22 protein-coding genes are annotated in these 20944 nt (G+C 67.5%); 7 read left to right on the plus strand and 15 right to left on the minus strand.

Annotated features, from left to right (window positions below; genetic code table 11):
* The first annotated feature begins 55 nt into the window (after positions 1–55).
* A complete protein-coding gene (locus PHA8399_RS06725; protein WP_058285401.1) occupies positions 56–1324 on the plus strand; it encodes a bifunctional folylpolyglutamate synthase/dihydrofolate synthase in 1269 nt (422 codons plus the stop codon).
* A gap of 2 nt (positions 1325–1326) precedes the next feature.
* Here the strand turns inward: PHA8399_RS06725 and PHA8399_RS06730 are convergent, their stop codons facing one another.
* The 3 genes from PHA8399_RS06730 to zapE all read right to left on the minus strand — a co-directional run bounded on the left by PHA8399_RS06730 (position 1327) and on the right by zapE (position 3332).
* Complete coding sequence (locus PHA8399_RS06730) at positions 1327–1779, minus strand: hypothetical protein (RefSeq protein ID WP_058285402.1); 453 nt, start codon at positions 1777–1779, stop codon at positions 1327–1329.
* Between the two features lie 11 nt (positions 1780–1790).
* Entirely contained in the window at positions 1791–2183 is a 393-nt protein-coding gene (locus PHA8399_RS06735) for a hypothetical protein (protein ID WP_058285403.1), read from the minus strand.
* Between the two features lie 78 nt (positions 2184–2261).
* Entirely contained in the window at positions 2262–3332 is a 1071-nt protein-coding gene (zapE, locus tag PHA8399_RS06740) for a cell division protein ZapE (RefSeq protein WP_058285404.1), read from the minus strand.
* A 181-nt stretch (positions 3333–3513) separates the two neighbouring features.
* On the opposite strand from zapE, the gene PHA8399_RS06745 reads away from it, so the two are divergent.
* Positions 3514–4758 (plus strand): MFS transporter, encoded by a 1245-nt coding sequence (locus PHA8399_RS06745; protein ID WP_058285405.1) that lies wholly within the window; start codon positions 3514–3516, stop codon positions 4756–4758.
* A 126-nt stretch (positions 4759–4884) separates the two neighbouring features.
* Here the strand turns inward: PHA8399_RS06745 and PHA8399_RS06750 are convergent, their stop codons facing one another.
* The 7 genes from PHA8399_RS06750 to fghA form a co-directional block, all read right to left on the minus strand.
* Positions 4885–5820, minus strand: coding sequence for an alpha/beta fold hydrolase (locus PHA8399_RS06750; protein WP_058285406.1), 936 nt, complete (start codon positions 5818–5820; stop codon positions 4885–4887).
* Positions 5817–6734 (minus strand): ornithine cyclodeaminase family protein, encoded by a 918-nt coding sequence (locus PHA8399_RS06755; protein ID WP_058285407.1) that lies wholly within the window; start codon positions 6732–6734, stop codon positions 5817–5819. The genes PHA8399_RS06750 and PHA8399_RS06755 overlap by 4 nt, the downstream gene beginning before the upstream one ends.
* A 29-nt stretch (positions 6735–6763) precedes the next feature.
* Positions 6764–7384, minus strand: a complete 621-nt coding sequence (locus PHA8399_RS06760) for an HAD family hydrolase (protein WP_058285506.1) — start codon at positions 7382–7384, stop codon at positions 6764–6766.
* Positions 7385–7389: 5 nt separating this feature from the next.
* On the minus strand, positions 7390–8352 hold the full coding sequence (locus tag PHA8399_RS06765; protein ID WP_058285408.1) for a DMT family transporter: 963 nt from the start codon (positions 8350–8352) through the stop codon (positions 7390–7392).
* A gap of 287 nt (positions 8353–8639) precedes the next feature.
* A complete protein-coding gene (locus PHA8399_RS06770; RefSeq protein WP_058285409.1) occupies positions 8640–9095 on the minus strand; it encodes a YaiI/YqxD family protein in 456 nt (151 codons plus the stop codon).
* On the minus strand, positions 9092–10594 hold the full coding sequence (gene sthA, locus PHA8399_RS06775; RefSeq protein ID WP_058285410.1) for a Si-specific NAD(P)(+) transhydrogenase: 1503 nt from the start codon (positions 10592–10594) through the stop codon (positions 9092–9094). The genes PHA8399_RS06770 and sthA overlap by 4 nt, the downstream gene beginning before the upstream one ends.
* A gap of 17 nt (positions 10595–10611) precedes the next feature.
* Entirely contained in the window at positions 10612–11445 is an 834-nt protein-coding gene (gene fghA, locus PHA8399_RS06780; protein ID WP_058285411.1) for an S-formylglutathione hydrolase, read from the minus strand.
* Positions 11446–11673: 228 nt separating this feature from the next.
* Here fghA and PHA8399_RS06785 point away from each other — a divergent pair, with 228 nt between their 5' ends.
* The gene (locus tag PHA8399_RS06785) at positions 11674–12015 is read left to right on the plus strand and encodes a cupin domain-containing protein (protein WP_058285412.1); all 342 of its coding nucleotides are present in this window, start codon (positions 11674–11676) and stop codon (positions 12013–12015) included.
* Between the two features lie 14 nt (positions 12016–12029).
* Here the strand turns inward: PHA8399_RS06785 and PHA8399_RS06790 are convergent, their stop codons facing one another.
* Both PHA8399_RS06790 and mbfA read right to left on the minus strand, forming a co-directional pair.
* The gene (locus PHA8399_RS06790; RefSeq protein ID WP_058285413.1) at positions 12030–12953 is read right to left on the minus strand and encodes an AEC family transporter; all 924 of its coding nucleotides are present in this window, start codon (positions 12951–12953) and stop codon (positions 12030–12032) included.
* A gap of 351 nt (positions 12954–13304) precedes the next feature.
* On the minus strand, positions 13305–14279 hold the full coding sequence (gene mbfA / locus PHA8399_RS06795; RefSeq protein WP_082649476.1) for an iron exporter MbfA: 975 nt from the start codon (positions 14277–14279) through the stop codon (positions 13305–13307).
* 145 nt (positions 14280–14424) lie between these two features.
* Here mbfA and PHA8399_RS06800 point away from each other — a divergent pair, with 145 nt between their 5' ends.
* Positions 14425–15042, plus strand: a complete 618-nt coding sequence (locus PHA8399_RS06800) for a TetR/AcrR family transcriptional regulator (protein WP_058285415.1) — start codon at positions 14425–14427, stop codon at positions 15040–15042.
* A 30-nt stretch (positions 15043–15072) separates the two neighbouring features.
* On the opposite strand, the gene PHA8399_RS06805 is transcribed toward PHA8399_RS06800, so the two are convergent.
* Positions 15073–15558: a c-type cytochrome gene (locus PHA8399_RS06805; RefSeq protein WP_058285416.1), complete on the minus strand. Its 486-nt coding sequence runs from the start codon at positions 15556–15558 to the stop codon at positions 15073–15075.
* Between the two features lie 144 nt (positions 15559–15702).
* Here PHA8399_RS06805 and PHA8399_RS06810 point away from each other — a divergent pair, with 144 nt between their 5' ends.
* From PHA8399_RS06810 to PHA8399_RS06820, 3 genes are all read left to right on the plus strand, one after another.
* On the plus strand, positions 15703–17376 hold the full coding sequence (locus PHA8399_RS06810; RefSeq protein WP_058285417.1) for a Y-family DNA polymerase: 1674 nt from the start codon (positions 15703–15705) through the stop codon (positions 17374–17376).
* 76 nt (positions 17377–17452) lie between these two features.
* A complete protein-coding gene (locus PHA8399_RS06815; RefSeq protein WP_058285418.1) occupies positions 17453–18142 on the plus strand; it encodes an ArsR/SmtB family transcription factor in 690 nt (229 codons plus the stop codon).
* Positions 18143–18258: 116 nt separating this feature from the next.
* Positions 18259–18603 carry a DUF2794 domain-containing protein gene (locus PHA8399_RS06820; RefSeq protein WP_039185371.1) on the plus strand — a complete coding sequence of 115 codons (345 nt, stop codon included), beginning with the start codon at positions 18259–18261 and terminating at the stop codon, positions 18601–18603.
* A 95-nt stretch (positions 18604–18698) separates the two neighbouring features.
* Here PHA8399_RS06820 and PHA8399_RS06825 read toward each other — a convergent pair whose 3' ends face one another.
* Together PHA8399_RS06825 and PHA8399_RS06830 are read right to left on the minus strand one after the other, a co-directional pair.
* Complete coding sequence (locus PHA8399_RS06825) at positions 18699–19523, minus strand: C40 family peptidase (protein WP_058285419.1); 825 nt, start codon at positions 19521–19523, stop codon at positions 18699–18701.
* Positions 19524–19527: 4 nt separating this feature from the next.
* Positions 19528–20910 (minus strand): leucyl aminopeptidase family protein, encoded by a 1383-nt coding sequence (locus PHA8399_RS06830; RefSeq protein WP_058285420.1) that lies wholly within the window; start codon positions 20908–20910, stop codon positions 19528–19530.
* Positions 20911–20944 lie beyond the last annotated feature (34 nt).

The raw sequence follows: 20944 nt of genomic DNA on the forward strand, positions 1-20944 counted from the left end.
GGCGGGCGCTGTTTTTTTGCCACCCAAGACTTTCCGATCTGACAGGACCAGGCTGATGACCCAGACCTCCGACGCGATCCTCGCCCGCATGATGGCGCTGCACCCCAAGATCATCGACCTGACGCTGGACCGGGTCTGGCGGCTGCTGGAAGCGCTGGACAACCCGCAGGACAAGCTGCCGCCGGTGATCCACCTGGCGGGCACCAATGGCAAGGGCTCGACCCAGGCGATGATCCGGGCCGGGCTGGAGGGGGTGGGCAAGAGCGTTCACGCCTATACCTCGCCGCATCTGGCGCGCTTTCACGAGCGGATCCGGCTGGCGGGCGCACTGATCTCGGAAGAGCATCTGACCGAGGTGCTGGACGAGTGCTATGCCAGGAACGGCGGCGAAAACATCACCTATTTCGAGATCACCACGGTGGCGGGGCTGCTGGCGTTTTCCCGCACGCCTGCGGATTACACGCTGCTGGAGGTGGGCCTGGGCGGGCGTCTGGATGCGACCAATGTGATCACCCCGGCGCTCAGCGTGATCACCCCGGTTTCGATCGACCATGAACAGTTCCTGGGCAACACGCTGGCGAAGATCGCAGGCGAAAAGGCGGGTATCATCAAGCGCGGCGTGCCGGTTGTGGTTGGCCCGCAGCCTGACGAGGCGATGGAGGTGATCGAGGCCACTGCTGCACGCCTTGGCGCGCCGCTGATCGCCTATGGCCAGCACTGGCATGTCTGGGAGGAGCGCGGGCGGCTGGTGTTTCAGGACGAAACCGGCCTCTTGGATTTGCCGCTGCCGGTTCTGCTGGGCGCGCATCAGATCCAGAACGCCGGTGCGGCGCTGGCGGCGCTGCGCCATCTGGGCGCCGATGAGGCGGCTTGCGAGGCGGCGATGCTGCACGCTGAATGGCCCGCGCGGATGCAGAAACTGAAGACCGGCCCGCTGATTGAGGCCGCGCCGGAGGCAGAGCTGTGGCTGGACGGCGGCCACAACGCCGCGGCGGGCGTGGCGCTGGCGGATGTTCTGGCCAAGCTGCCGGAGCGCCCCACGCATCTGATCTGCGGCATGCTGAACACCAAGGATGTGCGCGGCTACATGGCCCCGCTGGCCCCGCATGTTGCAAGCCTCACGGCGATCTCGATCCCCGATGAGGTGAACACGCTGAGCGCCGGGGAGACCGAGGCCGCGGCCAAATCTGTGGGCATCGAGGCCGGCACGGCGGAAAACCCCCAGGCGGCGCTGCAGGCGATCATCGCCAGGGACCCGCAGGCGCGGGTTCTGATCTGCGGCTCGCTGTATCTGGCCGGCCACATCCTGCGCGAAAACGGCTGACCCTAGGATTCGGGCGGTGCGTTGTGCGAAAGCAGCCGCGCCTCCAGCAGGCGCTGTGCCTGATCAATAATGCACAAGCGGGTGTTTGAGCGGTTGTTGTGGCGCACAAGTTTGACCGCGCCCGCGAGTGTGGCCAGAGATCCGGCGCCGCCCACCCAGAGGCCGACCAGAGCTGGCACACCGGTGACGGGCGCCGTCAGTCCGACGCCGATCACTATTGCCGTGACGCCGATGCCAGTGATCACATAGTCGGAGAGCGGCGGCGCCTTCTCGTTTTCCCGCGCCCGGGCCTGAGCCAGGAACTGCCGCCACCCTTCCACTTCCTCATAATCCCATTCGGCACGCGGGCGGTCAGTGCCGCTCCATTCCAGAATCTGCGAGGGATCCGCCGACAGCATGTCGACGCCATCGTCCAGGTCCTCGGGGCTGAAGGCATCGGGCTGCGGCAGACGCACGGAAACGCGGCCTAGCTGGCTTGGCGCAGGCTGCGGAGTTTGGATTTGACTTTTGCCGCGCCCTTGGCCGCACCCTCAGGAGAGCTGGCCTCCGGCGCCTGTTCTGCAATCAGCTTGGCAATGCGCCGGGAGGTTTCCTGAGCAACAAGGGCCTGGCGCCGTTTGCGGTATCTGGATGACACGGCGGCGATCAGGCTGACCGCCGCGGCCAGGATCAGGACGGCGGGCACTGCGACCAGAGGATCGGGTGCAGGTTTGTAGGCGGCAACAAAAACGAGGCTGGCAACGATGCCGGAAGCGGCACCGCCAAGGGTTGCCAGGACGTCCTGCCAGGTGGAGCTGTACATCTCGCGCCCGCAGGCGGCCTGTGCGTCGGTCCAGCGCGGGCTTGTTTGGGTGGTCATGATCAACCTCCGTTCAGGCCGCCAAGGATAAGCGCGACACGCGAAAATTGCAATCTCCCCGGCCGTGGCGGCCGGAAGTTACCCGCCGCTTCCCCAGTCCTTGTCCTGCATTTCCCTGAGGCGCGAGGCGGTGCGTTCGAATTCAAAGGTGCCTTCGCCCTCGACGTAAAGCATCTCGGGCTGCGCCGCCGCCGAACAGATCAGCCGCACCTTGGCCTCATACAAAGCGTCGATCAGGGTGACGAACCGTTTGGCCTCGTTGAAGTTGTTGCGCGACAGGCGGGGGATGTCCTCCATCACCAGCACCTTCACTTCCTCGGCGATGGCGAGGTAGTCGCCCGGCCCCAGCATCTTGCCGCACAAGTCATAGAACGTGGCCCGCGCCACGCCGTTGCGGAAGGCGGGCAGGGTGACTTCGCGGCCCTTCACCTCCAGCGTCAGCGGCTGCGCCGGGCCGCCCGAGAGATCCTCCCAGATCGCGCGGATCTGGGCGCGGGCCTCTGCGTCCACCGGCGAGAAATAGACCTGCGCGCCGGTCAGCCGGTCCTGCCGGTAATCGGTGGCGCTGGCCATCTCATGCACCTCCATCTGCGCCTTGATCAGGTCGATGAAGGGCAGGAACAGCTGCCGGTTCAGGCCGTTCTTATAAAGGTCGTCCGGCACCCGGTTGGAGGTGGTGATCACGGTGACCCCGCCGGCAAACAGCGCCTCGAACAGGCGGCCCACGATCATCGCGTCGGTGATGTCGGTGATCTGCATCTCGTCAAAGGCCAGCAGCCGCACCGACTCCGCCACGCCCTTGGCCACCGGCGCCAGCGCGTCCTCCACCCCGTTCTTGCGGGCCTCGTGCATCTGGGCGTGGATTTCCTGCATGAAGGCGTGGAAATGCACCCGGCGCGCAGGGATGCCGTCGAGGCTGTCGACAAACAGGTCCATCAGCATCGATTTGCCGCGCCCGACCCCGCCCCAGAGGTAGAGCCCCTTGACCGGCTCATACTCCGCCTTGCGGAAAAAGCCGCGTTTCACCGGCGGCGCCCTGAGGCCTTCGGCGATGCGGTCGAAATGGGGCAGCACGGCTTCCTGCGCCGGGTCCGGCTTCAGGTCGCCTGCGTCAATCTTCTGCCGGTACAGCGTGGTCAGATGGGTCATGGCAGAAGGGATAGCGCGGGGCGCGGGGGATGGGAAGCGGGGCAATCAAGATTGAAACAGCGGCGGGTCCGGGGGGCTTGTGCGCCTCGCATCAAATATTCTTAATCATGTGCGCAAAATTCCTGATTTGACCGGCCGAAAAATTTCCCTGAGTGTTCCGCAGCTTGTCAGGAGAAAGCCGATGGACCGTTCCGCGCCGCTGTTTACCCCCGTTCTGATCGTGGGCTGCATCATCATCATGGTGAGCTTTGCGGTGCGCGCGTCCTTTGGCGTGTTCCAGATCCCGATTGCCGAGGAGTTCGGCTGGCTGCGGTCGGAGTTCTCATTGGCGATTGCCATTCAGAACCTGGCCTGGGGCATCGGGCAGCCCATTTTCGGCGCCATTGCCGAGAAGATCGGCGACCGCAAGGCGATTGTCATGGGGGCCATCGTCTATGCCGCAGGCCTTGTGCTGAGCGCCTGGTCCACGACGCCGTTTGAGATGCAGGCCTATGAGTGGCTGGTGGGGTTTGGCATTGCGGGCACCGGGTTTGGCGTGGTGCTGGCGGTTGTGGGGCGGGCAAGTTCAGACGAGAACCGCTCGATGTCGCTGGCGGTGGTCACCGCTGCCGGCTCGGCAGGGCAGATTTTCGGGGCGCCGGCGGCGGAGTGGATGCTGGGCTTCCTCAGCTGGCAGAGCGTGTTCCTGATCTTTGCCGGTGTGGTGCTGGCGCTTATCCTGACCCTGCCGCTGATGCGGGCGCCGGAGGCGGCCAGCAAGGCAGAGCTGGAAGAGAGCATGGGGGCGATCCTGATGAAGGCGTTCAAGGATCCGTCCTATACGCTGATCTTCCTGGGCTTTTTCAGCTGCGGCTATCAGCTGGGCTTTGTCACCGCGCATTTCCCGGCCTTTGTGACCGAGATGTGCGGGCCGATCCTGCCGGGCGGGGCGCTGCATGCAATCGGGATCACCACCACCTCGGCGCTGGGGGCGGCGGCGATCTCGCTGATCGGGGCGGCCAATGTAGGGGGCACGCTGCTGGCGGGCTATCTGGGCAAGCGGTATTCCAAGAAATACCTGCTGGCGGCGATCTATACCGGGCGGACTATTGCGGCGGCGGCGTTCATCCTGTTCCCGGTCACGCCGCTGAGCGTCATCGTCTTCTCGGTCGCGATGGGGTCGTTGTGGCTGGCGACGGTGCCGCTGACCTCGGGCCTGGTCGCGCATATCTACGGGCTGCGCTATATGGGCACGCTGTACGGCATCGTGTTCTTCAGCCACCAGCTGGGCAGTTTTCTGGGCGTCTGGCTGGGCGGGCGGATGTATGACACCTATGGCGATTACACCATGGTCTGGTGGATCGGTGTGGCGGTCGGGGCGTTCAGCGCGATTGTGCATCTGCCGGTGAAGGAACGGCCGCTGCCGCGGGCGGCGCTGGCGGCATAATGCGGGCGGTCTGTTCCGGGGCTTCGGCGGGACCGGGGCCGGCCCGCTGCCATTGGGCTTGAACCAATGGCGCACCAATGGCAGCCCCCGGAGTATTTCCGGAAAGATGAAACGGTGCAGCCGCGGTCAGCTGAGGCCGCGTCGGTGGTTTTGGGCGATGATCTCCAGCACCTCATCGGTGTGGGTATAGGGCAGGCCGTGGCCTGCGCCCGCGATTTCCTCCTGCCGGACCGAGCGGGCGCGTTCGGCCAGGCGGCCGGGGGAGGTCGGCGGGATCACCGCGTCCTCTTGGCCCCAGATGGCCAGAGCCGGCACGCCCTTGCTGTGCAGGCTGCGCAGCTCTTCGGTGAAATCCTGGTTCAGGATGCCGCGCAGCGAGGCGAGCACCGCGGGAATGAAGCCGCGGTAGCGCAGCTCCTGCTGCTGCAAAGCGGTGATGCCGGGGACGGAGGAGGGCAGATTGCGCCCGGCCCGGGTGCCGCGGATGTGCAGGGCCGGGTAGAGGGCATGCATCAGCCAGTCTCCGATCAGGGGAACATCGCGGATGATCCGGGTGAGCCGGTCCGGGCTGCGTCCGAAACCGGCCGGGGCGAGCAGGATCAGTTCGCGCAGGCGGCCGGGATGGGCGGCGGCAAAGGCGGTGGCGATGGCGCCGCCCATGGAATAGCCGATCAGGGTGATATCCTCGCCCGCCTCCTGATCCGCCAGCAGCTCCTCCAACTGGGTGAGGAAGAAGGCGCTGTCCTGCGGGCCGCCGGGCCGGTCCGAGCAGCCGCGCCCGTAGAGGTCGTAGGTCAGCACCCGGTAACCCATGGCGGCCAGCCCCCGGGCGATGCCGTTCCAGACATAGGAAGGCGTGGTGAGCCCGTGAACGCAGACCGCAACGGGGCCGCGCAACGGCCCCTGCCAGCGGTAATGGGTGAGGCCGCCGGAAAGCCGGGCAAAGGCGCCGGGGGCGGTTTGCCGGGCCGCGGCGTTCATCTGCTTGCGCAGCCGTTCGCGCAGCAGCGGGGCAAGGATGAGGATCAGAAGGGCTGCCGCGGAAAGCAGCATCCAGGTCATGGCCTGCTCTGCCACTTCTGCAGGATGTGGTGGCTGGTCATCAAGTCCAAGTGGGCGCCGCCGCCGTTCTTGAACAGGGTGATCCGGGACGGGTCATAGGCCGGGAAGCTGTCCAGGGCGTAGAAATCGGCCAGCACGTCGCTGCGCTGGATGGTGCCTGCGGCCAGCGGGATCTTGAATTCGCCGATGTGGTCGAGGGTGGTGTCGAAGCTGTCGCAGTAGATCTGCGCGCGTTTCAGCGCCGCGTCATCGGCCTCGCGCATGTCGGGGCGGTAGGCGCCGATCATGTTGAGGTGCTGGCCCGGGCGGAGCCAGTCGCCCTGGATCACCGGCTGGGACGACATGGTGCAGGTGACGATGATGTCGGCAGCCTTGACGGCGGGTTCCAGATCGGGCGCGTGGTTGGTGCCGGGATACTGGGTGCAAAGCTCCTGCGCCTTGGAGGCGGTGCGGTTCCAGACGCGGATCTGCGCCTGCGGGAAGCCGGCCCCGAACGCCTCAATGAGAGACGCGCCGACGGTGCCGGCGCCGACGATCAGCACTTCGCTGGCGTCGGGGTTGGCCAGCCGCAAGGCGCCGAGCAGGCTGTCGCCGGCGGTCTTCCACTTGGTGACGAGGTGGAAGTCGACGAGGGCTTCAAGGGTGCCGTCGGTGTCGGAGTAGAGGCAGACGGAGCCGTTGATCATCGGCTTGCCTGCGTCCGGGTTGCGCGGGAAGATGCTGGCGGTTTTCACCGCCAGGCCCAGCCCGTCGATCCAGGCGGAGCGGCTGAGCAGCGTGTCGGGGTCGCGGTCGAGGAATGTATCGCCGATCTCTGCCTTGGGCAGATTGTGGCTGGCGGCCAGCGCGTCAGCGAAGCTGACCCAGTCCAGCAGCGCCTCGCCCTCTTCAAAGGTGATGAACGGGATGGTCATGTGCCTGTTGTCCTTCTGCGTGTGCCGTCTCAGGCGGCCTCTTGGTCTGTCAGCAGCCCGGCCTGCACCAGCCGGGCCGCAAAGGGCGCGGGGGCGGTGAACAGATGGGTCTGCCAGCCGCGCGCGCGGGCGGCCTCGATGTTTTCGGGGCGGTCGTCGGTGAACAGCAGATGCTGCGGCGCCACCCCGGTTTCGCGTTCGAGAATGGCATAGATTTCCGGCTCTGGCTTGATGCATTTCAGATGCGCGGAGACAAATGTGCGGTCAAAGCCACGCAGGAAGGGGTAGGTATCGCAGGCCAGTTCAAACGTCTCGGCGCCGAAGTTGCTGAGGGCGAAAACCGGCGTGCCGCGCGCCTGCAGCGCCTGCATCAGGCGGACGGTGCGGGGGATCGCGCGCGGCACCATCTGCAGCCAGCAATCGTGCCACCAGCGGATTTCCTCGAGCCACTCCGGGTGCTGGTCCGCCAGCGCATAGACGCTGCCGCGGAAGGGGTGGCCGCGGTCGACGTTGAGGTTCATGCCGTGCAGCGGCACCTGTTCGAACAGCTGGCGGCGGCGGGCTTCGCCGATGCGGCTGTCGTAGAAGCGTTCCGGCTCCCACTCGATCAGCACGCGGCCGATGTCGAAGACGACGGCATCAATGGGCATCGCGGTCATCCTTCTGCGCGCGGGCGGGGCCGCGGGGCGGGGCGGTTCTTGCGGGTCTCGCGCCAGACGGAGACCAGGCCGGAGGCGATGATGAGGGCGCTGCCGGCCCAGACCGCCGGATCGGGCCATTCGTTGAAGATCAAAACACCCCAGAGGACCGACATCGGCATTGCGATGTACTCAAAAGGCGCGGCCAGTGCGGCCTCGTTCATGCGGTAGGCCTGGCTGACCAGGTAGCCGCCGATGGAGCCGGCGAGGCCGACCCCGATCAGGTAGGGCCAGTCCTGGGGGGCGGGCCAGATCCAGGCGCGCAGGAGGAAGTCGAAGGCTGGGCTGCCGCCGGTGGCAAAGCGGCCGTCGCCAAAGATCAGCCCGGCCAGGGCGCTGAGGATCAGGAAGCCCATCATCGGGTAGAAGGCGAGCGTCGCGCCGGCCTCTGTCCCGCCTGCGCGGCGGGTCAGCACATGCAGGGTGGCATAGCCGCAGGCGCCGAGGAGCGGCAGGAGGGCGGCGGGCTGGAAGCTGCCGGGGCCGGGGCGCATGATGATCAGCACGCCGAGGAAACCGGCAAAGACCGCGCCCCAGCGCCAGGGGCCGGGGCGCTCGCCCAGGAACAGCGCCGACAGGGTGGTGACGATCAGCGGCGTGGCAAAGGCGATGGCCACAGCCTCGGCCAGCGGCAGGATGGCGATGCCGGTGAAGAAGAAGATATTGGCAAAGAACACCACAAGGCAGCGCGCGAGGTGCAGCTTGGGCTGATGGGTGCGCAACAGGTGGTAGCCGCCCTCCAGCGGCACGATGATGGCCAGCATCACCGCCACCGCGATGACGGAGCGGAACAGGACGACCTCGTACAGCGGGTAGTCGCCGGACAGGAATTTGAAGATCATGTCGATGACGGAGAAGGCAATGCCCGCGCCGGCCGCGGCAAACAGGCCGGGGACGCTGATTTTGACCTCTGCGTTCATCTGTGCCGCCTCCTGCTCCCTGAGTTTGATCAGTGGCGGAATTGGTGTGGCCGGGCAATGGGCGGGGGCGGAAAAATGCAATTTTTCCGGGCAAAATTCCGGGCCGGAATTTTGGGCCGCAGAACGTGAGGTTCGAGTCCGGAGGAGGGGCTGGATTACTTGCTGAGAAGCGGTTCAGGGGCAGGTCTGCCCCTGAACGCGCCTCCCCAAGATTGGGGCGGCCTGCTCCCGCGTCAAGGCCAAGCCGCGCTCGCGCGCGGTCCGCTGCGCGGAGCCTTGACCCGGGATCAGGCCTGTTTGGCGGCGCGCAGCTCGCGCTCCAGCGCATCCAGGAAGCGGGAGCGGTCGGCCTTGGTGAAGCCCTTGCCGCTGCCGCCTGCGCCCAGAGGGTTGGCGGCGCGCAAGTCGGCCATCAGGTCGCGCATTGCCAGCTGCTGGCCGATGTTGGCTTGCGTGAACCGCTCGCCGTTGTGGCGCAGCACGCGGGCGCCGGCCTCGATGCATTTGGCGGCCAAGGGGATATCCCCCGTCACCACCACATCGCCCGGGCCGCAGCGGTCCGCGATCCACATGTCGGCCACATCGGCGCCCTCAGACACGATCACGTTTTCGACCAGCGGGTTCTGCGAGGGACGCAGGCCGCCGTTGGAGACCACGAACATGCGCAGGCCGTGGCGGGTAGCGACCCGCTCGGCCTCCTGCTTCACCGGGCAGGCGTCGGCGTCGATGTAGAGGGCGGTCACTCTGCCGCCTTTTTGTCAGCCGCGGGTTTGGCGTCTGCGTTAGCCTCTGCCTTGGAGGCCGGTTTGGCCTTGCGGGCGGGTTTCCTGACCTTGAATTCCTCCGGGATCGGCATCCGGTTGAAGGCGTCGAGGCCCGCGATCTTGTAGGCCTCGGCCAGGGTCGGGTAGTTGAAGGTGTTCTGCACGAAGTAGTCCACCGTGCCCTTGAGGTTCAGCACCGCCTGGGCGATGTGAATGAGCTCTGTCGCGCCCTCGCCGACGATCTGCACCCCCAGCACCCGGCGGGTTTTCAGCGAAAACAGCATTTTCAGCATGCCGTGCTCCAGCCCCATGATGTGGCCGCGCGAGGTTTCGCGGAAGCGGGCGACGCCGACCTCGTAAGGAATGCCGCGCTCCTTAAGCTCTTCCTCGGACATGCCGCAGGTGGACATTTCCGGCACTGAGTAGATGCCGTAGGGATACCAGGGGCTTTCCGGCAGGGTCGGGGTTTCCAGCGCGTGGCAGGCGGCGACGCGGCCCTGCTGCAGCGAGGTGGAGGCCAGCGACGGGTGCCCGATCACGTCGCCGGTGGCGTAGATATGCGGCACCGCGGTCTGGTATGTCTTGCGGTCCACCGACAGGCGGCCGCGGTGGTCGGTCTTGAGGCCCACGGCATCGAGGTTGAGCGCCTCGGTGGCGCCCATGCGGCCGGCCGCGAACAGCAGCATTTCGGCGCGCACGTGGCGGCCGTTGGCCAGCGACACCTCGATATGCTCGCCCGCGTCCTCGATGCTTTCCACCGCAGACCCCAGCCGCAAGTCGACGCCGTTTTCGCGGATCTGGTGGGTGAAATCCTGGATCAGGGTCTTGTCGATGAAGTCGAGGAAGGTCTCGCGCGGCTCGATCAGGGTGACGCGCACGTCGAGGGCGGAGAACATGGTGGCATATTCCACCCCGATGACGCCGGCGCCAATGACCACCAGCGAGCGCGGGATCCCGGCCATTTCCAGGAACTCGTCGCCGTCGACGACGGTCTTGCCGTTGAACGGCACGTAGTCCGGGCGGTAGGTGCGGGTGCCGGTGGCGATCAGGAATTTCTCTGCCGTCAGCCGGGTGGATTCGCCGGCCTCGGTGGCCACCTCGACCTCGTTCGGGCCGATGAATTTCGCCAGCCCGTTCAGGGTGTCGACGTGGTTGCGGTTGAACTGGTGCTCCAGCACGTCGACCTCGTAATCGAGGGTCATGTGCAGGCGCGCCTTCAGATCCTCGGCGCCGATCTGGTCCTTCACCCGGTAGGAGCGGCCGTAAAACGACCGCTCGCGCCAGCCGGAGAGGTTCAGCACGGTTTCGCGCAGGGTCTTTGACGGGATGGTGCCGGTGTGCACCGACACGCCCCCCAGCCGGTCCTTGCGGTCGATCACCAGCACCCGGCGGTGCAGTTTGCCCGCCTGGATGGCGGCGGCGCGGCCCGAGGGGCCGGAACCGATGATGATCAGGTCATAATCAAATTCGTCACTCATGGCCGCGTTCCTTGTGTTCAGTTCTGGTACAGCGCGTCGGCGTGGAAGGAGATATGCTCCTCCATGAAGGTCGACACGAAGAAATAGCTGTGGTCATAGCCCGGCTGCATCCGCAGGATGGCTTGCTGGCGGCGTTCGGCCACCGCATGGGCCAGCGCTTCGGGCTTCAGCAGGTCGATGAACTGGTCGGAGGTGCCGGTGTCGATCAGGAGCGGGCCGTCGAAGCCTTTCTCCCGCATCAGCAGGGTGGCGTCGTGCTTGGCCCAGGCGGATTCATCGTCGCCCAGGTAGGCGTTCAGCTGCTTGCGGCCCCAGTCCGACTGGGTCGGGTGGGAGATCGGCGCGAAGGCAGAGACCGATTTGTAGCGGCCCGGCAGGTTCATCGCCAGGGTCAGCGCGCCGTGGCCGCCCATGGAATGGCCGGTGATCGCCTGGCGGTCCAGGTCGATGGCGAATTCCTCGCCCAGCAGCGCGGGCAGTTCCTCCGCCACGTAGTCCCACATTTGGAAATGCGGTGCCCAGGGGTTCTGGGTGGCGTTCACGTAGAAGCCCGCGCCCTGGCCCAGATCATAGGCCTCATCATCGGCCACGCCCTCGCCGCGGGGCGAGGTATCGGGGAAGACGATGGCGATGCCCTGCTCGGCGCACCAGGCCTGGGCGCCTGCCTTGGTCATCGCGTTTTCATGGGTGCAGGTGAGGCCCGAGAGATACCACAGCACCGGCACCGGGCCGTCCTTGGCCTCCTCCGGCAGGAACAGGCCGAACGTCATATCGCCGCCGGTGGCGCTGCTGGCGTGTTTGTAGACGCCCTGTGTGCCGCCAAAGGCGCGGTTCTCGGAAACGGTTTCCATCGGTGAGGCTCCTCAAATCTGTTAGCCCTATCGCTATCCGCAGATTGCCGCAGCGTCCAGCGGGAGGGCGGCGGCAAGGCCGGTTTTTGCGGCAGAAGGCTTGCGAAACCGCAAACATCCGGGGCTTTGGGCGGCTGGCGGCGGCAGCAGCCGCGCCTTGGGGGTTCTGGACAGCGGCGGCGAAAACCGGGACAGTCTGCCGCCAGAACAACAGGGAGGCCAAGGGCCATGAGCGATTTTCTGAGGCTGACACCGGAGGCTGCGGAGGCGGAGGTGGAGCGCCCGTCGCCGGAGAAGGTGCTTGCGGGCGATCCGGTGTTCACCACCTGGAACGCGGAGGAGTTAGACGGGCTGTACTGCGGCATCTGGCAGTCGACGCCGGGCAAGTGGCGGATATCCTATGACGAGTGGGAATACTGCCGGATCCTGGCGGGGCGCTCGGTGATCACCAGCGACGACGGCACCGAATACCCGCTGGCGGCAGGCGACAGCTTCATCCTGCGGCCCGGCTTCAGCGGCACTTGGGAGGTGATCGAGACCACCCGCAAGGACTATGTGATCCGGGTTTAGGAGGTAATCCGGGTTTAGGAGACCCAGGCGATCACCGCCGGCACGGTGACAATCGACACCACGGTGGAGATGAAGATGGCGGCGGAGGCCCGGTGCGGGGCCACGCCGTAGTGCTGCGCCAGCATGTAGACATTGCCCGCCACCGGCAGGGAGGCGGCAGCGATGGCGACGGCGGCGGAGAATGGCGCGGCGGGGATCAGCCAAAGCACCGCGAGGGCGACGCAGGCCGGGTGCAGCACCAGCTTGGCAAAGCTGAGCCAGCCCGCGACCTGCACCCGCTCCGCCGATTTCGAGGCCAGCGACGCGCCGATGGCGAAGAGGGCTCCGGGCGTGGCGGCGCCGCCGAGGATGGTGAGGAAATCGTTTGCAGGCTCCGGGATCGGCAGCGCGGAGGCCGACCAGGCGAGGCCCGCAACGATGGACAGGATCATCGGATTCTTCAGCAACCCCAGCCCCACCAGTTTCAGGGTCGCCAGACCAAGCCCTTGGCCGCGGCCCGCGTTGATCAGGATCACGATCAGCGAGGAAAACACCACCAGATCGACGCTGAGCACCACCATCATCGGCGCCGCGGAGGCCGGGCCGAACAGGATCGCCATCATCGGCAGCCCCAGGAAGCCCACATTGCCGATCGCCGCGCATTGCGCCTCTACTGCTGCGGTGGGCACGTCCAGCCCGCGGATCATGGCAACGGCTGTCACCAGCAGGTAGACCGCCAGGGTGCCGGCGAGATAGCCGAGGATCAGCGTGGGGTCGAAGACCTCGGCAAAGGACAGGTTGGCGGCAAAGCCGAAGATCATCGCCGACAGCGGAAAGTAGAACACGAAGCGGGTGAGATAGGCGGTGGCGTCCTCGGTGAAGAAGCGGCTGCGCCCGGCCCAGTAGCCAAGGCCGATGATTGCGAAGAAGGGCAGGGTGCGGAAAAAGATCTCGGCCATGGGGGATTGGTAACAAGGGCTGACCAATTGGCAAAGGCTGTTTTTTAAGCTGGCTTTGAGCAGGCGAGGGGCGTGCTCCCGCCTGCTCATGGTCATTCAAAGAATGCCCTTCGCAGTTGGGCGTGGCCCCGTGCTGCGCACGGGGCAGGGTTTTTGCTGAGAGCGCCTGGTCAATTGTGTGACCGGGCTTTCCTGCGTCAAGGGTGAACCGCGCCAAGGCGCGGCGGCGGAGCCGCCCTTGACCCAAGAAAGCCCGGTGGGGGAATGCGCCCCCGCAGCGCGTCAGCGCTGCCGGGCCCAACCGGGGAGGGGCAGCCCTTGGCTGTTCCGGAGCGGGCGGGAGGGCTGAGCCTAGCCGCTGCCGATCAGCGCGCCTGCGCCCAGCACCAGGGCGCCGCCCAGAACCACCTGCATGGTGGCGCGCCAGAACGGGGTTTGCATGAATTTGTTCTGGATCCAGGCGATCGCCCACAGCTCCACAAACACGATCAGCAGGGCCAGGGTGGTGGCGGTCCAGAATTCCGGGATCAGATAGGGCAGGGCGTGGCCGAGGCCGCCCACGGTGGTCATGATGCCGGAAGCCAGCCCGCGTTTAATGGGAGAGCCGCGGCCGGAGAGCTCGCCATCATCCGAGGCGGCCTCGGTGAAGCCCATCGAGATGCCGGCCCCGACCGAGGCCGCCATGCCGACCAGGAAGGTGGTCCAGGTGTCCTGGGTGGCGAAGGCGGTGGCGAAGATCGGCGCCAGGGTGGAGACCGAGCCGTCCATCAGCCCGGCCAGACCCGGCTGCACCCAGGTCAGCACGAATTGGCGGTGGGCGGCGCGGTCTTCATCTTCGCGGGTATCGGCGTCCAGATGCGCCTCCTCAAGCGCGCCGGCGCGAGCCTGGTGGCCGGCCTCAGCCGCGGCCAGGTCGCCCAGGAGCTTGCGGGTGGCGGCGTCCTGGGTGCGGGCGGCGGCGTGTGTGTAGAAGCGTTCTGCGTCGCGTTCCATCGCGCGGGCCTCGTCGCGGATGCGGTCGAGGCTCAGGTTCTCCATCAGCCAGACCGGGCGGCGGGCGTAGTAGCCTGCCACATGCTCGCGCCGGATCAGCGGGATCGCCGGGCCGAACCGGTCCTCGTGCAGGGCAATGAGCCGGGCGCGGTGCTCGTCCTCCTCGGCGGCCATGCCGTCGAACATCGCCGCGGTTGCCGGGTAGTCCGCCCGCAACCGCGCCGCATAGCTGCGATAGATGCGCGCATCGTCCTCCTCGGAGGCAATCGCAAGGGCCAGGACCTCCTGCCCGGTCAGGTCCGAAAAGTGCTTGCGCTGAGTGAAAAACCGCATAATCCGCCCTCTTTTAGAATTATTCTAAATATAGCGGATCGCTGTGCCGCCGCAAGATGGCGCGCCAGCCTTGTTGCAAAGAGGCGGTGCGGATTACATTAGAGACAGATCCTGCGAGCCGCAGTCCCTATCCCGAGGAGCCCTTATGAACCAGCAAGCCAGCGTCCTGCGCACCGGCCGGAAATTCGACCAGGTCCTGGAGGGCGCGCGCGAGGTGTTCCTGGCGGATGGATTTGAAGGCGCCAGCGTCGACAATATCGCCAGGGCGGCGGGGGTCTCCAAGGCAACGCTCTACAGCTATTTCCCCGACAAGCGGGTGCTGTTCATGGAGGTGGTGCGCTCAGCCTGCGTGCAGCAGGCGGACGCTTCGCTGGAGCTGGCGCCGGGCAGCCGCGGGCCGCGGGAGGTGTTGCGGGCGGCGGCGGAGCGGGTGCACGGGGTGCTGCTGGGCGGCTTCAGCCTGCAGCTTTTCCGCATCTTCGTGGCCGAGGCCGACCGGTTCCCGGAGCTGGGGCCGATGTTCTACGAAAGCGGTCCGATGACGCTGCACGGGGAGATCCAGGCCTATATGGAGGCTGCTGCGGCGCGCGGTGAGCTGAAGATCGAGGATGCGGATCTGGCCGCCGCGCAATTCATCGAGCTTTGCAAGGCGGATGTTTTCCTGCGGTTCCTGTTCAAGATCGACACCGAGTTCACCGAGGCCGAGCGCGAGCGGGTGATCAGCGGCGCCATCGACACGTTCCTGGCGCGGTTCGGCGCCTGAGAGACCGGCCCCGCGGGGGCGGCGGTCCGGTCAGTGGGTTGTGAAGCTGTTGGGCGTGCTGCGATAGGTTTCGTGGCAGCTGAGGCAGCTTTGCATCAGGCCGGGCAGGGTGCGGCGCAGACCGCTGAGCGAGCCGGTGTTGAGGTCCTTGGCCGCGGCTTCGGCGGTGCCGGCGCGGGCCTTGAAATCCTTCCACGCGTGCCAGATCAGGGGCCGGGCGTTGGACCGCGGGTCCAGATGCGGCTTGCGGAAGTGCTTGCGGATGCTGCCGGTGGACCGGATCAGCTGCTTGCGGGCCGCGCGCGCCTGGCTGCGGTCAAAGGTGCTGCGCCCGGCAGCCATGCCGGTCAGCACGTCCATGGCGGCCTTTTGCGATGTCATCAGCGCAATCCGCTTGGCCACATGCTTGCTGGTGCTGCTGCTGTCCCGGGCGGTCACCGGGGCGGTGCTGCCGATGGCCAGCGCGATGATCACCACGACCAGCGCCACGGCTTTGTGCAGGCGGAAAGATGTCACGATGCCTCCGCACGGATTGACCGAATCGAGAATTGAGAACAAAATAAGAACACGCCGTATATGCCTCCCGTTATCTGGCGGCCTTCCGGCCCTGCTGCCCCTTGCCTGCCCTGTTGTCCTGACCGTTGCCCTGCGCCTGCTGCCATGCCCCACCGCCGCATTCTTTCGCTTTGGTTTCCGCGCCTTGGGGCGGAGCGTATTCTGCGGGCAGAGCGCGGTGGCATCGGCGGGCCGCTGGCCGTTGCCGGGGAAGTCTCCAACACGCAGGTTATTTCCGCGTTAAACGCCGCCGCTTTGGCGGAGGGGCTGCAGCCCGGCCAGCCGCTGCGCGATGCCCATGCGATGTGCGCAGGTCTGACGGTGCGGCCGCGCAACCCGGCGGCGGAGGCGGCGTTCCTGGCCGCGCTGAGGCGCTGGGCGGGCAAGTTCAGCCCCTGGGTGGCGGAGGCGGAGCGCGACGGTCTGACCATCGACCTCACTGGCTGCGCGCATCTGTTCGGCAGCGAGGCGGCGCTGATGGAGGCGGCGGGGCGCGATTGCGCGGAAATGGGGCTGAGCGTGCAGATGGGGCTGGCCGATACCCTGGGCGCGGCCTGGGCGCTGGCGCGTTACGCAGGCGAGGAGGCGGCGCCGGACCGCAGCGGCGACGCCATCGACCAGGAGGCGCGCGCCACCCGTGCCCGGGCGCAGAAGCGCCAGAGCGTCAAGCGCCGCCACTGGACCCGGGGCGGGGCGGCGCCGCAGCTGCAGGCGGTGGTGCCGCAGCTGGGGCGGATTGCCGAACCCGGGCAGGCCTATGGCGCGCTGGCCCCGCTGCCGGTGGCGGCGTTGCGGCTGGATGGCGCCACGGTGGCGCAGCTGAACCGGCTGGGGCTGCGGCGGATCGGCGATCTCTTGGGCCAGCCGCGGGCCAGTCTGGCGCGCCGGTTCGGGCGCGGGCTGGTGTTGCGGCTGGATCAGGCGATGGGCAGCGCGCCGGAGCCGGTCTCGCCCGCGCGCAGCCCGGATCATTTCGCGGTGCGGCTGACCCTGCCGGAGCCGATCGGGCTGATGGAGGATCTGCTGGCAGGCATTGACCGGATGCTGCCGCGGCTGTGCGCCCGGCTGGAGGCGCGCGGCAAGGGCGCCCGTGTCCTGCGGCTGGAGGCGCACCGCTGCGATCAGGCAATGGAGGCGGTGACCGTGGGCCTGGCCCGCGCCAGCCGCGCGCCGGACCGCATCCGGCCCTTGCTGGAGATGAAGCTGGAGCAGATTGATGCGGGCTATGGCATCGACATGCTGCGGCTGGAGGTGCTGCAGGCGGAAGCGATCCACGCCCGCACGCCTGCGGGCCATGCCGAAGCGGGCGCCGCAGCGCGGGCGCGGCAGGAGGATGGCGCGGCGCTGGAGGATCTGATCGGCCGCCTGGGCGCGCGGCTGGGGCTGGAGGCGATCACCCGCTATCACCCGGCGGAGAGCCACATTCCGGAAAAGACCTTCACCGTGCAGGCCGCCGCCTGGTCGGAGCCTGCGGCCGGCGCATGGCCGCTGCCGCCGCGGCCGCGGCCGCTGCTGATCTGGCAGCCCGAGCTGGTCCATGCGCCGGAGCGGCCTGAGGTGCCGGAGCGCTTCCGCTGGCGCGGCCGCGACTGGCAGCTGGCAGAGGCGGAGGGGCCGGAGCGGATCGCGCCCGAGTGGTGGCTAGAGGATCCGGCCTGGCGCAGCGGCGTGCGCGATTACTGGGTGGTGGTGACGGACTGCGGCACGCGGCTGTGGCTGTTCTTTGCCCATGGCGGTGCGCTGTCGCCGGGCTGGTTCTGTCATGGCTCGTTTGCGTGAGGGGCTGCGCAACAGTTCGCTGCGCGGCGAAGGGTTTTGCTTGGGCCGGCAACAAGGACGCGCGTAGAGTGGCGCCATGATCACACCGCGATTTGACATTCTGGGCCAGGCCATCAGCGACGCCAGCCGCACGCAGATGCTGTGCGAGCTGATGGAGGGCCGCGCCTATACCAACAAGGAGCTGGCGGCGGCTGCCGGGGTGACGCCGCAGACCGCCTCGGCCCATCTGCGGCTGCTGCAGAACGCTGGGCTGGTGGTGGCGGAGAAGCGCGGCCGCTGCGTTTACCACCGGCTGGCAGGCGCAGAGGTGGCCCATGCGCTGGAGCAGCTGGCGGCGATTGCGCCCGCGGACAGCCTGCACCGCGCCCAGCAGCGCAAAGCGGGCGGGCTGGCGCAGCTGCGCAGCTGTTACGACCATCTGGCCGGGCCGCTGGCGGTGGCGATGACCCGGGCCTTGCTGGACCGGGGGATGCTGGTGGAGGCGCACGGCGCCTTTCGCGCCGAACCCGCCGCGCAGTGGCTGAAACTGGGGGTGGTGCTGCCGGAGCGGCCGGGCCGCCAGCCCTTTGCCCGGCCCTGCCTGGACTGGACCGAGCGCAAGCTGCATGTCGCCGGGCCAATGGGGCGGCAGATCCTGGATCACGCGCTGGGCAGCGGCTGGGTCAAGCGGCACCGGCACAAGCGCGGGCTGATGCTGACGGCGCCGGGGCGGGTGGCTTTGGAGCAGATTCTGGGCTTGCAGTGCGGCACACTGGCGGAGGCCTGAGCGGTGTGAAAAACCGGCCAAGACAGGCCTGCCGTGCCTGTGCGCCTGCTGCATCACAGCAAAAATCGAATGTTAAAAACCTTGATTTGCGGGGGGAAAGACGCAACCTTTTAACTATGAGCTTTGATCAGGTGCAGCCTTTTCCCGGATCTCCCATACCTCAGCAAGTCGCGTTTGACCGCCGGGAACTGTCGGTCATCATGACGTTGTACGGACGGATGGTGGCGGCGGGGGAATGGCGCGATTACGGGATATCCTCCTTGCGTGATCTGGCAGTCTTCTCCGTCTTCCGGCGCACGGCAGAGCATCCGCTCTACCGGATCGAAAAGCGCCCCAAGCTGCGGCAGCGGCAGGGGCAGTATTCGGTGGTCGGCATGGACGGGCATATCCTGAAGCGCGGGGCGGATCTGAAGACCGTGCTGAGGGTGCTGGAGCGCAAGCTGATCCGCTCCGTGGAGTAGCCGCAAGTCTTGCGGCGGAGCGGGGACCGGAAAATTCAAATTTTCCGGCCAAAAATCTTTGAAAGATTTTTGCCGCCTGCGGCGGCGGGCGGGTGTCACCCCAGCCTTTTATGCGCAGTGACCGGGCCGTCGCCCTGGGCTTCAATCCGCGCGATGGCCGCCGCGATCGGTTCAATGGCCACGGCCATGTCATGGGCATTGGCGTGGATCAGGGTCTCAGCATCGCGCACCAGGGCCACGTGGCCTTTCCAGAACAGCAGGTCGCCGCGCTGGTAGTCTGCGGCGGGTGCCGGGCTGCCCAGTTCGGCCTCCTGCATGTCGCTGTCGCCGGGGCAGGGGGTGCCGCAGGCCAGCAGCGCCGCCTGCACCAGGCCGGAGCAGTCGATGCCAAAGCGGCTGTTGCCGCCCCAGAGGTAAGGCGTACCGAGGAACAGGTCGGCCACCGCCGCCGGATCCCCCGGATGGACGCCCAGCGGGGCGAGGTGGCAAGCCGGGATGAAGCCCAGGTTTGTCTGCAGGAACCGGCCTGTGCCGCCCAGCACCTGCACCCGGCTGCCGTGGCTGAGGGCATGGGTTTCGGGCGATTTGAAGTCATCCGCGCTGTAGGCATGGGTGGCGGGGGCGCTGACCCAATGGGTCGCCTCGAACGGGGCCGTCAGGCTGGCGCTGGGCACATAGCCCGCATAGCCATCCTTGGCCGCTTGAAGGAAGGACCAGCCGCCGCGGTCCTCATACACCGTGACCGGCTCGCCATAGACCAGCTGGCGGTCGCGGGCGCCGTCCGGCGCGCGCAGGAGGTCCACCACCGGCACCCCGATGCGGGCGGCGGTGCCTGTTACTTTCTCAAGGTCTTCCGGCGCGTTTTCCAGATGCGCGGCAGCCACGCGGGCGTTCATCGGTAAGCGGCGGCGGTCGGTCATGGGATCACAGCTCCAGCATGCCGGGCAGCGCGGCAAAGAGGGCGCGGGCCCCCTGCAGGGCGCCGCCCTTGGGCCGGCCCGGCGCGGCGGCGGGGGTCCAGCCGTAGATATCGAAATGCATGTAGCGCGTGTCACCGGCAAAGCGGCGCAGGAACAGGGCGGCGGTGATCGACCCGGCAAAGCCGCCGGAAGGCGCGTTGTCGAGGTCGGCGATGTCCGGCTCGATCATCGCCTCGTAAGGCTCGTGAAAGGGCAGCCGCCAGACCGGGTCGGCGGTGCGGGCGGCGCCGGCCGCAAGCGCCGCGGCGTCGGCGTCGCGGTCGGTGTAGAACGGCGACAGGTCCGGGCCGACCGCAACCCGGGCAGCGCCGGTGAGGGTGGCCATGGAGATCAGCAGGTCCGGCGCGTCCTCCGCCGCCAGGGCCAGCGCATCGGCCAGCACCAGCCGGCCCTCGGCGTCGGTGTTGTTGACCTCCACCGTCAGCCCCTTGCGCGACGTCAGCACATCGCCGGGGCGGAAGGCGGGGCCGGAGACGGAATTTTCGACCGCCGGAATCAGCACCCTGAGCTGCAACTCCAGCCCGGCGGCCATGATCATGCGGGCAAGGCCCAGGACGTTGGCGGCACCGCCCATGTCCTTTTTCATCAGCGCCATGCTGCTGCCGGGTTTCAGGTTCAAGCCGCCGGTGTCGAAGCAGACGCCCTTGCCCACCAGGGTGAGCCTGGGGCCGGAGCTGCCCCAGCGCATCTCGATCAGCCGCGGCGCGCGGTCCGAGGCGCGGCCAACGGTGTGGATCAGCGGGAAATTCTGCGCCAGCAGGTCCTCGCCGAGAATCGCCGACACCTCTGCGCCGAACTCTTCGGCGAGGGTTTCCGCCGCGGCCTGAAGCTCTGCCGGGCCCATGTCGGAGGCGGGCGTGTTGATCAGGTCGCGGGTCAGGCATTCGGCGGCGGCCAGCGATTCGACGGCGGCGGCATCCACCCCATCTGGGGCCGCCAGCACGGCGCCGGTGTCCTTGCCGTCCTTGTAGCGGCCGAAGCGGTAGCCGGTCAGCAGCCAGCCCAGGGCCTCAGCCGCGGCGTCCGCCTGCGGCAGGCCGGAGGCGATCCGGTATTGGCCCGCGGGCAGTTTCTGCGCGGCTTCGGCCAGCACAAAGCGGCGGCGCGCGCGCTTGGCGGCGCTGCCGTATCCGGCCAAGGCCATTTCAACCGCGCCATCGGCGCCCGGCACTGCCAGCGCCTGGCCGCAGGCGCCGGTAAACCCATGCGCCGTTGCCCAGGCCTGAACGCGCTGCGGCTGGCCCGAGAGCCAGCTGTCGAAAGTGTCGCTTGCGATCACATGCACAGGGCAGGCGTCCGCGCCGGGTGCGGCAAAGACTGGCGGCATCGAAATACTCCGGTTGCAATCGGTTCTGATGCGC

Origin of the sequence: Leisingera aquaemixtae, from assembly GCF_001458395.1 — a bacterium.
GTDB classification, from domain to species: domain Bacteria; phylum Pseudomonadota; class Alphaproteobacteria; order Rhodobacterales; family Rhodobacteraceae; genus Leisingera; species Leisingera aquaemixtae.